Source organism: Tropicimonas marinistellae, assembly GCF_001509585.1.
Classification (GTDB): Bacteria; Pseudomonadota; Alphaproteobacteria; order Rhodobacterales; family Rhodobacteraceae; genus Tropicimonas; species Tropicimonas marinistellae.
In genome coordinates, this window is sequence record NZ_LNCI01000003.1 from 31,385 (window position 1) to 44,110 (window position 12,726).

Annotated in this window: 12 protein-coding genes; 3 read left to right on the forward strand and 9 right to left on the reverse strand. The window is 63.5% G+C overall.

The genetic code is table 11. The features are described from left to right. Window positions 1-82: 82 nt before the first annotated feature. The 4 genes from ARC39_RS06365 to ARC39_RS06380 form a co-directional block, all read right to left on the reverse strand. Entirely contained in the window at window positions 83-703 is a 621-nt protein-coding gene (locus ARC39_RS06365; protein WP_078059118.1) for a DoxX family membrane protein, read from the reverse strand. A gap of 4 nt (window positions 704-707) precedes the next feature. Further along, complete coding sequence (locus ARC39_RS06370; RefSeq protein ID WP_068111820.1) at window positions 708-1,457, reverse strand: HvfC/BufC N-terminal domain-containing protein; 750 nt, start codon at window positions 1,455-1,457, stop codon at window positions 708-710. Next, window positions 1,454-2,320: an MNIO family bufferin maturase gene (gene bufB / locus ARC39_RS06375; RefSeq protein ID WP_068111823.1), complete on the reverse strand. Its 867-nt coding sequence runs from the start codon at window positions 2,318-2,320 to the stop codon at window positions 1,454-1,456. Before bufB ends, ARC39_RS06370 begins: the two co-directional genes overlap by 4 nt. Before the next feature lie 73 nt (window positions 2,321-2,393). Beyond that, window positions 2,394-2,687, reverse strand: coding sequence for a BufA1 family periplasmic bufferin-type metallophore (locus ARC39_RS06380; protein WP_068111826.1), 294 nt, complete (start codon window positions 2,685-2,687; stop codon window positions 2,394-2,396). A 156-nt stretch (window positions 2,688-2,843) separates the two neighbouring features. On the opposite strand from ARC39_RS06380, the gene ARC39_RS06385 reads away from it, so the two are divergent. Both ARC39_RS06385 and ARC39_RS06390 read left to right on the forward strand, forming a co-directional pair. Continuing rightward, window positions 2,844-3,398: a sigma-70 family RNA polymerase sigma factor gene (locus tag ARC39_RS06385; RefSeq protein ID WP_068111829.1), complete on the forward strand. Its 555-nt coding sequence runs from the start codon at window positions 2,844-2,846 to the stop codon at window positions 3,396-3,398. Between the two features lie 2 nt (window positions 3,399-3,400). Continuing rightward, entirely contained in the window at window positions 3,401-4,042 is a 642-nt protein-coding gene (locus ARC39_RS06390) for an NrsF family protein (protein ID WP_068111831.1), read from the forward strand. Window positions 4,043-4,127: 85 nt separating this feature from the next. On the opposite strand, the gene thrS is transcribed toward ARC39_RS06390, so the two are convergent. After that, entirely contained in the window at window positions 4,128-6,086 is a 1,959-nt protein-coding gene (gene thrS, locus ARC39_RS06395) for a threonine--tRNA ligase (protein WP_068111834.1), read from the reverse strand. 192 nt (window positions 6,087-6,278) lie between these two features. Here thrS and ARC39_RS06400 point away from each other — a divergent pair, with 192 nt between their 5' ends. Next, a complete protein-coding gene (locus tag ARC39_RS06400) occupies window positions 6,279-6,758 on the forward strand; it encodes a VOC family protein (RefSeq protein WP_068111837.1) in 480 nt (159 codons plus the stop codon). 3 nt (window positions 6,759-6,761) lie between these two features. Here the strand turns inward: ARC39_RS06400 and ARC39_RS06405 are convergent, their stop codons facing one another. The 4 genes from ARC39_RS06405 to ARC39_RS06420 all read right to left on the reverse strand — a co-directional run bounded on the left by ARC39_RS06405 (window position 6,762) and on the right by ARC39_RS06420 (window position 12,704). Then, complete coding sequence (locus ARC39_RS06405; RefSeq protein WP_068111840.1) at window positions 6,762-7,091, reverse strand: DnaJ family domain-containing protein; 330 nt, start codon at window positions 7,089-7,091, stop codon at window positions 6,762-6,764. Window positions 7,092-7,095: 4 nt separating this feature from the next. Continuing rightward, entirely contained in the window at window positions 7,096-8,001 is a 906-nt protein-coding gene (locus tag ARC39_RS06410) for a DUF2950 family protein (protein ID WP_068111842.1), read from the reverse strand. 4 nt (window positions 8,002-8,005) lie between these two features. Then, window positions 8,006-9,529, reverse strand: a complete 1,524-nt coding sequence (locus ARC39_RS06415; protein ID WP_068111844.1) for a DUF3300 domain-containing protein — start codon at window positions 9,527-9,529, stop codon at window positions 8,006-8,008. 106 nt (window positions 9,530-9,635) lie between these two features. After that, window positions 9,636-12,704: a valine--tRNA ligase gene (locus ARC39_RS06420; RefSeq protein WP_068111846.1), complete on the reverse strand. Its 3,069-nt coding sequence runs from the start codon at window positions 12,702-12,704 to the stop codon at window positions 9,636-9,638. Window positions 12,705-12,726 lie beyond the last annotated feature (22 nt).

Sequence of the window (12,726 nt, forward strand, 5' to 3'; positions counted from 1 at the left end):
GCATGGCCAGTGAGTCGTAGGTGGCATCGTCACAGGTCAGAGGGTGCCGGAGTTGTGAAATAAAACAACCCTCTTTGGCGAATCATTTCGTCAACGGTCGATCGATGCCTATCAGGCGGTCAATGGAGATCGGTCCTGCACCCCGCAAAACAAGGACGATGAGAACGAAGATCCAGAAACTGCGCTGATCCATGATGAGCGAATCCGAGGCACGGTCGAACCAGCTTCCGATGGTGGTGGCATCGGCATTGTGCCCGTAGATGTCCGTCAGGCTCTGCACGGTGACGAATCCGATCATGCCAAGGGCGGCCAGGCGGGTGAACAGGCCGAGGACGATGAGGAGGGGAAGCAGGAACTCCGCCCAGGTGCCTGCAAGAATGACGAGTTTTTCGAGGAACGAGAACTGGCTGGCGTCGTAGAGCACGGCCTCGGCCTTCTTTGGGAAGATCTGAGCGTATGCCCCTGTCGAAGGCGAAAACAGTCCGAAAATCCCATCGCCGAGTTTCGTTTTCGCAGACGCCCAGAAGTACATCAGCAACACGGCTGCAAAGGCGAACCGCGCCATTGTGGGGATCGCCCAGGACGAAACGGCTCGGTCAAGCGCACCGAACACGCCGTTGTGGAGGCGAATGAGCGCGGCTGCGACCTGCGCCTTTCTCGACTGCGCGTCTTTGCCTGCAGTCTCGGTTGCGGAGACGGTCATCGTTTCACTCCTCTTCGATTGCGGTGATGGCGCCCCCGGCGATCAGGGCGCCGAGTGTGGGCATCAAATCGAACGCGGGATCCCTGCCACTTGCCGTCGCGAGGGCATCGCCAAGCGTTTGCCTCGCCGCCAGTGCCGACACGAATGCGCCGCCGGCCGGGGTGAGCGCCTCGACGCCCGGGTCGAATTCCGGGCGCGTGACGAGCGCGGTTTCGGGCCGCATTGCGGGTTTCGGCCCATTGGCCATGTTGAATTTCCAGATGGCGGCGATCGGCCAGTCGGAAGCAACCAGGCGCATTGCGGGGGCAAGGATCAGGCGGGCTGCGGGCAACCGATCCGGCGGAATCTGCTGGAGCAGCGCCGGGTCTACCGGTTGGCTGTCGGCTGCGTGATAGGATTGCCGCAACGCCAGTTCCAGCCGTGCCACATCGGGTAAGTAGCCCAATTTCTGCACGGGCTCGAAGGTTTCCAGAAAGGCCGGCATCGCGTCGCCATAGAGGGCGATGAGGGGCGAGCGCGGCGGATGGGCGCGCACGAAATGGCCAGCAAGGATGCTGAAATTGTTCGGGCCCAACAGCTTTTGGATCGCCGGGAACGCTTCTGCGAGCGCGTTCGACAGACTCACGATTACGTTGTTGCGGTAAACATCAAAGCGTTTTCCTGCCGCCCGGCCCTTGGGGTCCACCAGACCGTCCGGTACATGTGCGGTCGGGTCGAGGATGGCGGATCGGAAAGCGTGCTGATCCACGTTCATTGCAGGGCCGCCTTCCGTGCGGGTGCGAGGATCGTGGCCGCCCGGTCAGCCTCGGCGGCAAGGACGCTCCAGTCGGGCACATCGGTATCCCACTCGATCAGTGTCGGACGCGGACCCATGAGGGATATCGTTTCAGCATAGAGCTTCCACACGGGGTCCACGACTTCGGTGCCATGGCTGTCGATGAGCAGAGGGTCGCCGTATTCGTCGACCTGTTCGTCATGGCCGCCAAGATGGATCTCGCCGACCAGGTCCAGCGGGAATTCCGCGATATACGCGTTCGGGTCCGTCTGCTGGTTGGTGGTGGCAACGAAGACGTTGTTGACGTCGAGCAGTAGGCCACAACCGGTCCTGCGGGCAATCTCGCGAAGGAAATCCGTCTCAGACATCGCGGATTCGGCAAAGGCGAGGTAGGTCGAGGGATTTTCCAGCAGCATCTGGCGTCCGAGGGCTTCCTGCACCTGGTCGATGTGCGAGCAGACGCGGGCGAGGGTTTCCTCGGTGTAGGGCAGGGGAAGCAGGTCGTTCAGGAATTCGGTGTCATGCGTCGACCATGCGAGGTGTTCCGAGAAGCTCGCCGGATTCAACCAACCGACGAGCCGCGCGAGCCGCGCAAGGTGGTCCGGGTCGAGCGGCGCTTCGCCGCCGATCGAGAGGCCGACACCGTGGACCGAGATCGGAAACCGCTCTGCGAGATGACGAATTTGCGCGATCGGGCGGCCGCCATCGCCCATGTAGTTCTCCGCATGGATCTCCAGCCAGCGAACCGGCCCGGGGGATTCCAGAATGTCGGTGAAATGTTGCGGCTTGTAGCCGACGCCGGGGGCAAGTGGCAGGGTGTTGCGGGCGGTCGTGTCGAGCATCTGTCGTCTCCGGGGCTTCGGAATGGGCGTGCCCGGCGAATGTCTCGCCGGGCACATCGGGGTCGGTGACGCCTTACGCCGGCAGATCGCGGTCCAGAGCTTCGAGCGAACCCATGCGGCCGTCCGGCAATTCCATGCTCTCGCAGGTGCCGGCGTCGACCAGCTTCCAGGCGTTGCCCTGATAGTCGACGGTGGACGTGCCGGCGCAGGTGGTGCCGGGACCGGCGGCGCAATCGTTCTGTCCGGCCATGGAGACGCCGAAGCACTTTTCCTTGCCGTCCTGGGCCGAGGCCATTCCGGTGGCGCCGACGCTGACGAGGGCGGCTGCAACGGCGGTGGCGAGAATGGTCTTGTTGGTCGGTTTCATGAATATACTCCAATTGATCGGCGCCGTCGTGGCGTCCGTGCTTTCCTGTTCGGTGGTCTGGCGGAAGATGTTACGCACCTCACGAATTGGTTATGGAAATGGTCAAACCCGTGAGGCGGCTGTAACGTTTTGCCGTTCCGCGCGAATGGAGGGGAAATGACGGATCGCAACGACCGGTGGGGGGAGCTCCTGCGGAGGGCGAACGGCGGTGACGCTGTGGCCTATGCGGAGTTCCTGACCGAGGTGGCGCCTGCAATTCGGACTATCGTGCGAGGGCGTTCGGGCGACGACAGTGGCAACGAGGACATCGTTCAGGAAGTCCTGCTTGCGATCCATGCGAAGCGCCATACGTGGCGTGAAACGGATCCGGTGACGCCCTGGCTCTATGCCATAGCGCGTTACAAGACGGCCGACGCCTTTCGCCGCCTGCGGCGCGGGCCGGTGCAAGTGCCGATCGGGGAACATGCCGACCGGCTGGTGGACGAAGGGCAGGGAGACCCGACGGCAGCGCGCGATCTGACGCGCCTGCTGGGCAAGATCGATGACCGTTCCGCCAGCATCGTGCGGGCGGTCGGGCTGGAAGGGGAAAGCGCGGGTGAGGTCGGCACTCGCATGGGAATGAGCGAGGGGGCGGTACGCGTGGCCTATCACCGCGCAATGACCCGGCTGCGCCATCTGGCGGCGGCCGACCACGAGAAGGACGAGATGTAGAGATGAAGACCGAAGACCTGATTGCCACCCTTGCCGCGGACCCCGCTCCCGCGAACGGCCCCTCGCTGGAACAGCGTGCGGTGACCGGCGTGGCGATGGGCGCAGCGGTGTCCATCGCCGTTTTCGCAGCGTTCTACGGCCCGCGGCCGGAGCTTGGCGACGCGCTTTCCGACCTCGTGTCCTTAGCCAAAACCCTGCTGCCGCTTTTCCTGGGTGCAATGGCCGGTTTGCTTGCGCTCCGCGCCGCACGACCGGGTGCATCGTTTGGCATGGCGCAGCGACTGGTCTGGATCGTTCCGGCGGCGGTGGCCGCGCTCCTCGTCTGGGCCTTTGCAACGACCCCCGCCGCGCAGCGCCTGCCGCTGTTCGTGGGCCATTCCATTCACGTCTGCCTGCCGTCGATCCTGTTGCTTTCGTTGCCGATCCTCGGCGGGCTTATCCGGGCCTTGCGACAGGGCGCTCCGGTGCAGCCGGCGCGTTGTGGTGCGCTTGCCGGTCTGGGCGCGGCGGGACTGGCGACGGCACTCTATTCGCTCTTCTGCGTGGAGGATTCACCACTCTTCTACGGTGTCTGGTACAGCCTCGGAATCCTGCTGGTCACCGCCTTGGGCGCGTATCTCGGGCAGCGCAAACTGCGCTGGTAACACCTCTCCTATAAGCCTCTACGCTACTTGAAACGAAACGGGCGGCACGCGCCGCCCGTTTGGTTTATGTTGAAAGAACAGAGGGTTATTGCAGGTCTGGCGGCAACGCTTCCTTGGCCAGTTCCGCGACGATCTGATCGAGGGGTATCGTCTGCGTACGCTTTTCGCCCAAGCGCCGTACGGTGACGGTTCGGTCGTCGACCTCTCGCTGCCCAATGGCCAGGATCACCGGCACCTTGCCAACGGAATGCTCGCGTACCTTGTAGTTGATTTTCTCGTTTCGGATGTCGGCCTCCGCGCGCAGGCCCGCGTCCTGCAGGGTCTTCACCGCTTCCATCACGAAATCGTCGGCATCCGAGACGATGGAGGCAACCACGACCTGCCGGGGCGCCAGCCAGAGCGGCATCCGCCCCGCGTAGTTTTCGATCAGGATACCGATGAACCGCTCGAAAGAGCCGAGAATGGCGCGGTGCAGCATTACCGGGCGGTGCTTCTCGCCATCCGCACCAATGTAGGTCGCGTCCAGCCGCTCGGGCAGGTTGAAGTCGGCCTGGAAGGTGCCGCATTGCCATTCGCGGCCAATCGCGTCGGTCAGCTTGAAATCGAGCTTCGGCCCGTAGAAGGCGCCTTCGCCCGGATCGAGTTCAAAATCGTTCCGCACGTTGAGGATCGCCTTTTCCAGTGCCGCTTCGGCCTTGTCCCAGACCTCGTCGGACCCGACGCGCACCTCGGGCCGCGTCGAGAGCTTGATGTCGAATTTCGAGAATCCGGTGTCGCGGTATATGTCAGACAGCAGGTCGATGAAGGCGGCGCACTCGCTCTCGATCTGGTCCTCGGTGCAGAAGATATGCGCATCGTCCTGGGTGAAGCCGCGCACCCGCATGAGACCGTGCAAGGCGCCATGCGCCTCGTAGCGGTGGCAGGAGCCGAACTCGGCCAGCCTGAGGGGCAGGTCGCGATAGCTCTTGATGCCCTGGTTGAACACCTGCACGTGGCAGGGGCAGTTCATGGGCTTGAGCGCGTTCGTCCGCTTTTCGTTGGCATGTTCCTCGTCGATCTCGGTGATGAACATGTTCTCGCGATACTTGTCCCAGTGGCCCGAGGCTTCCCAGAGCTTGCGGTCGACCACCTGCGGCGTCTTGATCTCGCGATAGCCGGCGCGGTCCAGCTTGCGCCGCATGTAATCTTCCATCTCGCGATAGATCGTCCAGCCGTTCGGGTGCCAGAACACCATGCCCGGCGCTTCTTCCTGGAAGTGGAAGAGCTCCATCTCGCGGCCGAGCCGCCGGTGATCGCGCTTCTCGGCTTCCTCGAGAAAGGTCAGGTAGTCCTTGAGTTGCTGCCGGTTCTGGAACGCGACGCCATAGATCCGCTGCAACATCGGCCGGTTACTGTCGCCGCGCCAATAGGCACCCGCCACCTTCATCAGCTTGAAGGCATCCGCCGGAACCTGGCCCGTGTGCTGCAGATGCGGGCCACGGCAGAGATCCTGCCAATGGCCGTGCCAATACATCCGGATCGGCTCGTCGCCCGGAATGGCCTCGATCAGCTCCACCTTGTAGGGCTCGTTATTGGCCTCGTAGAACCTCACCGCCCGGTCGCGCTCCCATACCTCGGTGGTCACCGGATCGCGGCGATTGATGATCTCCTTCATCCGCGTCTCGATCTGGCCGAGATCCTCCGGCGTGAAAGGCTCTTCGCGGTCGAAATCGTAATACCAGCCGTCCTTGATGACCGGCCCGATGGTGACCTTGATATCCGGCCAGATCTCCTGGACGGCCCGCGCCATGATATGCGCGAGGTCATGACGGATCAGTTCCAGCGCCGGGGCCTCATCCTTCATCGTGTTGATGGCGATGGCGGCATCGGCCTCGATGGGCCATTGCAGATCCCAATGCGCGCCGTCGACGGTGGCGGAAATGGCCTTCTTGCCCAGCGAAGTGGAAATAGCGGCGGCGACCTCGGCGGGCGTCGTGCCCTGCGGGAAGTCTCGGCTCGCGCCATCGGGGAATGTGAGGGAAATCAGGGACTGGTCTTTGGCCATGCCGCTCTCCTCGTCGGTTTGGCGCCCACGGAACGCCCGGTTGCAGGAAATATGTGTGCGGGCCTCATGCGCCCGCCGGCTGGCGATGTCAATGGCGGAGGCCAGATGCTGCGCGCGGGATGCTGTCGGATGTGGTAGTCTGTTGGCCTGCCCGGGCAGGCGGGTCCGGATGACGCCGATGGAGGAAAGGCAATGACAATCGCCAAGAACACGATCTGCGTCTGGTACGACACGGAGGCCGAAGCGGCGGCCCGCTTTTATTCGGAGATCTTTCCAGACAGCTACGTTCACGCCGTCCACCGGGCACCTGCCGATTATCCGTCGGGCAAGGCGGGGGACGTTCTGACGGTCGATTTCACCGTTGCGGGCATTCCCTGTCTCGGCCTCAACGGCGGGCCGACCTTCTCGCACAGCGAAGCCTTTTCGTTCCAGATCGCGACCGACAGCCAGGAGGAGACGGACCGGTACTGGAACGCCATTGTCGACAATGGCGGCCAGGAAAGCGCTTGCGGCTGGTGCAAGGATCGGTGGGGCATCTCGTGGCAGATCACACCGCGCGTCCTGACAGAGGCGCTCGCAGCCGGCGGCGAGGAAGCACGGCGCGTTTTCGAGGCAATGATGGAGATGCGAAAGATCGACGTCGCCGCGATCGAGGCCGCGCGGCGTAGCTGACGGCTACCGGAAAAACGCCCGGCGCGCCTCCTGTTCCATGCCAAGCCTCATCTGGACTTGCGCCATCTCTGCCATGAGAGCTTTTCGCGCCGCGGGGTTCGTTTCGGCGGCGTAGCGTTTCTGCAAGTCTTGAATTTCTTTCTTCAGAACGATCTCGCGTGGCAAGGCGCCAGCCTCCGCCATGATCCTGTGACCCACTGCCGTACCGGTGTCGACCATTGCCGCCTCTGGGCGTTCGGGCAACGGCTTTCCTTCGCCCGGCAGTCCCGACAGCGTGCCATCGGCGCCCGCCCGTCGCATCCGGCGTTCGGCGATACGATCCCATCGGTTCATAGGCTCATTCCCCTTCGGTTTCCGTCCAGCGCTCATCGGGGTCGAAGGTCGTGATATCGGCCGCCACGGCGAGGGTGTCATCTCCCAAATCCGCTTCGAAGACCCGGCCGTTTTCGCCAACCATGAAGGTCATGACCCCGGTCACCCCGTAGTCCGCGGGAACCGCAAGAAGTGCGTGCCCGGCCACCTGGTTGCCGTTGATCATGTAGCTCATTTCGCCGCCTTGCGCCGCAGGCCCCTGCGCGTTGAGCAGGCGGAAGACGTAGCCGAGGTAAGGTTCGGGATCGAGGTCGCCCTCGCCGTCAGCATATCCGTCGAAGCTCGCGCGCGCCGCCAGATCGCCGATAGGGCTGTCGCCGCCGGGCCAATAGAGGCCATCGCGCGTTCCCTCGGTCGAAATCACATGCGAAGCGAATTCCATCACGCCGTCGCCGTCGTGATCCACCTGCCGGTAGGCGCTCTGGATCTCCACGTAAGCGTGCAGGGCGTCGATGACGTCGAGCTCGTTCAGCCCGATTTCCCGTGCCGCGATTTCGTCGAGCCCGGATTCAATGTCGAAACTCCAGCCGCTATCGCCGCGTACCAGTTCAATCGGAAATGGCCAGTCATCTGCGCCGAGCACGATCTCGGCGCGGCCGTCCGCGAGTGGCACGAAGAGATAGCCTTCGCGATAGGCGATCAGCATTTCCGCCCAGTCCTGTGCGCGTTCAGGATCGCCATCGGGGCGAAGCAGGCCAGAGACACCCGGGCCGAGTGCGGCAACCACGCCGCCGGCAGATCCGTCGGAAAGAGCGCCGACGAGCGCATCGAGCGCCTCCTGCGGGCCGGGGTAGGTGGGCGCGTCTTCGGCACCGGCAGGGGAGTTCATGCAGACCAGGGACGCGGCGAAGACCGAGAGTGCGTGTTTCATCGTCTTACCTGCGCTTCTTCATCTTGCCGCCGCCGCGCGCCGAGGCCTTTCTGGCCTTGTGTCCGGATGAGCTCTTCTTGATCGCTCCGCCCGATGGCCGTTTGGCGGTTGGCTTCGGTGAACGGTTCTGAACCGCGGCCTTGGTTTTGGGCTTCGAAACCTGGGGGCGGTTCGCCGTTTTCTTTGCGCCCGCGCTGCTGGCGGCCTTCTTCGCCGCAGGCTTGTTCGCCGCCGGTTTGGCATTGCCTTTCGGTCGGGAAATCTGCTTTTGATTGTTGCCGGATTTCTTCAGCAATTCCTTGCCCGCGACGGCACCGGCGGCGCCTGCCGCGCCCACCGTTGCGGCCGCGCCGAGCCCGCCACCGGCGTCGCGCAATGCCCCTTCGTTGCCGGGGCGAGTGATATCCGCCGCCCCCGTGCTTTGCGAAAGCTTGTCCCGGAGCGCGTCGCCCTGGCTCTGCTTGCGCTCCAGCGGCAGCGTGGTTGCCCCCTCCTCGTCGCGCCGTGCGGCGATCTTGTCTTTCGCCTGGTTCTGCCGATCCGGGTCTGGTTTCCAGCCTTCCACCTTCTCGCGATCAATGTTCTTGATCTTGTCCCGGTCGATGTTCACCTCGTCCCGGTCGATATTCTGAATCTTGTCGCGGTCGATCTTGATATCGCCGGTGTCGATCTTGTCGCGGTCGATATTCAGCTTGTCCCTGTCGAAGTCGATCTCGTTGCCGATATTGACGTTGCCGTCCACGTCGATGTCGATATCGGGCTCACGATAGATCGGGCCGCCGCCCCAGCCGGCACAATTCCGGCAGCCCCAGTAGTCATCCCAGTCGTCGTCATCGTCGAAAATCTCGTCGATCAGCGCAACTGTCCCGAAAGCCAGCGCGCCGGTCAGCACCGCATCCGCCACCGAATAGCTGTTGGTATCGTAGACCACGTTCGGATCGTATTGCGGCACGTAAACGACCTCGGGATCCGCCGGCTGGATGACAACCGACTCGGTCGGTGCGTCTTTGGTGGACACGGTCGTCTCGACCTCTTCCACCGATACCGTCTGCTCGTCTGTGTCCACCAACGCGCCGGTTTCAATGGCCTGCTGGCGCAACACTTGCACAGCAGCCATCACGTCGTCGCTCTGGGCGAGCATGGCGTTGCCCATCGTGTCAGTCCAATCCACGTGGTCCGCCATTTCGCCGATAACGGTGGGAAAGGCGGTGGCCAGCACCTCAACGCTGGGGTCGAAGCCTTCCACGGCGATCGCCGCCTCCAGCTCTTCCGGTGGCAGATCTGTGTTCTTGTCCAGCAGATTGTCGGCCTTCACCACATCCAGCGGATAGGTGGACGCCACCAGCACCTGGATCAGCAACGTGTCGGGATAGAGCGCGACCGGTGCGGCCAGCGTCTGTAACTCGGCGTCCGTCAGCAGATCGGCCTGCGCCGCCGTTCCCTCGGCCGAAGAAGCATCCTGAGCCGAAGACGGGCCCGCCAGCAGTGCCAGAGACGCCAGACAAGCTAAAAAGGTTCGGTGCGCCATTCCAAGCTCCTCGCGACCCGACTATGCGGGCGACGGTAGGCGAGGGGAGGCAGCCGGTCAACGGTTCCCCGCGCTGCGCCGGTTTCGGAGCCGCGCGGGGACGGGATCAGGCGATTTCCGCCAGGCGTTCCAGCGCTTCGCCGAGCCGCTCGGCCTCTGACCGGCGCGCGGCGAGGTTTTTGCGCACCTCGTCGACCACCTCTTCGGGCGCGGAGGCCACGAACTTCGGATTGTCCAGCCGCTTGGCGAGCCCGCCGATTTCCTTGTCGAGCTTGGCGATGGATTTCTCCAGCCGCGCCTTCTCCTCGCCAACATCGATGATATCGGCGACCGGAAGGCCGAAGGTCGCGCCGGGAACAGGCACGGTGATGCAGCCCTTGGGCATCGCGTCAAAGGCCTGGAGCGAGGCGACGCGGGCAATCCGCTTGATCAGCGCCTCGTTGTTTTCCCAGGCGGCTTGCGCGGCGGCATCGAGCCCGGTGTGGACCATGGGCACCTGCAGCCCGGCCGGCACCCGCACCTGCGCGCGGGCGGATCGGATACCGTCGATGAGCGTGATGACCCAGTTCATCTCCTTGTCCGCCGCCTCGTCCACCAGATCGGCCGCGGTGTAGCTGGGCCAGTCCGTATGCACGAGCATCTTGGAGCCGCAGGAGAGTGTCTGCCAGAGTTCCTCGGTGACGAAGGGCATGATCGGATGGAGGAGCGTGAAACATTGCTCCAGCACCCACCGCATGGTGGCACGGGTCTCGGTGGCAAGGGATTCGTCCTCGCCCTGCAGGAGGGGCTTGGCGAATTCCACGTACCAGTCGCAGACCTTGCCCCAGACGAATGCATAGAGCCCTTGGGCCGCATCGTTGAAGAGATAGGCCTCAAGGGCCGCATCGACCTCCTCGCGAACCTTCGCCGTCTCGCCGATGATCCAGCGGTTGACCGTGGCTTGCGGCTTTTCGGCGGGGTCGATGGGGGCGACGGAGGGCTCGAAGACGCCGTTCATCTCTGCGAAGCGCGCGGCGTTCCAGAGTTTCGTGCCGAAGTTGCGGTAGCCTGCGATACGTTGCAGATCGAGCTTCAGCACCCCGCCGAGGGAGGCCATGGCGGCATTGGTGAAGCGCAGGGCATCGGCGCCGTATTCGTCGATGATCTCCAAGGGGTCGACCACGTTGCCGGTCGATTTCGACATCTTCTTGCCCTTGGCGTCGCGGACAAGGCCATGCAGGTAGACGGTGTGGAACGGCACCTCGTTTTCCACCGCGAGTTGCATCATCATCATCCGGGCGACCCAGAAGAACAGGATATCCTGCCCTGTGATGAGCACGTCGGTCGGGAAGTACTTCTTCAATTCCTCGGTTTTCTCGGGCCAGCCCAGCGTGCCAATGGGCCAGAGGCCCGAGGAGAACCAGGTGTCGAGCACGTCGGGGTCGCGGTAGTAGGGGATCGCTGACGGCTCCTGCGGCGAGCGAATGCGGCCCTCGGTGCGAGTCCGTCCAACCGCCGCGCGCAGCAGTTGTTCCGCTTCCCCACGCTCGGTAACCAGCTTGAGATCGCTGTGACCGTAATAGTCCGTCATCATCGCGATGGCATCTTCCTGCGTCGCTGCACAGAAGGGGCGCCATTCGGCTTCCGGCTCGCCTTCGTGGTCGAAGAGGGCGGGCGCGTACCAGACCGGAACCTGGTGTCCCCACCAGAGCTGCCGGGAAATACACCAGGGCTCGATGTTTTCAAGCCAGTGGTAATAGGTCTTCTCGCCGCTCTCGGGCAGGATCCTGACCGTGCCGTCGCGAACCACATCGAGCGCCGGGCCGACGATCTTTTCGGCATCGACGAACCACTGGTCGGTCAGCATCGGCTCGATGACGACCTTTGAGCGGTCGCCGAAGGGCTGCATGATCGGCTTGTTTTCGACCAGCGGGACCGTTTCGGTGATTTCCTCGCCGCTTTCCTTGTCTTTGCGCGTGACCTCGTGCGTGACGGCCAGCCCTTCCTCGGTGATCTGGGCGACGACCAACTTGCGCGCCTCGAACCGGTCGAGCCCGCGCAACTCGTCGGGGACGAGATTTAGTGTATCGACATCCGTTTCGTTGAACGCCGCACCTTCGGCGATTGCCTGGGCGTGGGCGGCTGCGTCGGCATAGGGCGCGCCATCGTTCCGCATATGGCCGGTCGTATCCATCAGGCGGTACATCGGGATGCTGTTGCGGGAGGCAACGCCGTAGTCGTTGAAATCGTGCGCGCCGGTGATCTTCACCGCGCCGGAGCCGAAGTCCGGGTCCGGGTACTCGTCTGTTATGATCGGGATCAGGCGGCGATGCTCTTTCGGCCCAACCGGGATTTCACAGAGCTTTCCCACGATGGGCGCATAGCGTTCGTCCGACGGGTGAACCGCCACCGCGCCGTCGCCGAGCATGGTTTCGGGCCGGGTGGTGGCGATGGAGATGTAATCCCGCGTCTCCCGCAGGGTGACGTTGCCGTTCTCGTCCTTCTCGACATATTCATAGGTCGCCCCGCCAGCGAGCGGATACTTGAAGTGCCACATGTGACCGGCAACTTCGATGTTCTCCACTTCGAGGTCGGAAATCGCGGTCTCGAAATGCGGATCCCAGTTCACCAACCGCTTGCCACGGTAGATCAGACCCTTTTCGTACATGTCGACGAAGACCTTGATGACGGCCTCGTGGAAATCAGGACTGTTCTCGTGACCGGTGCGCGGGTCGTTCGGAGCGCCGGCCATGGTGAAGGCATTGCGGGACCAGTCGCAGGAGGCACCGAGGCGTTTGAGCTGTTCGATGATGATCCCGCCCGAGGTGCCTTTCCAGTCCCAGACCTTCTCCAGGAACGCCTCGCGGCCCATCTCCCGGCGGGTGGCGTTTGCCTTGTCCTTGGCCAACTCGCGTTCGACGACCATCTGCGTGGCGATGCCGGCGTGGTCCTGACCGGGTTGCCAAAGCGTATCGAAGCCGCGCATCCGGTGCCAGCGGATCAGGATATCCTGCAACGTGTTGTTGAAGGCATGACCCATGTGGAGGACGCCCGTGACGTTGGGCGGCGGGATCATCACGCAAAAGGTTTCGTCGCGGCTGGCATTGGCGCCGGCGCGGAAGGCTCCCGCCTTTTCCCAGGCGGCGTAGATGCGCGGTTCGGCCGCTTGGGCATCGAAAGTCTTTTCCATCGGCATGTATCTGGTCCTCGGATGGGTC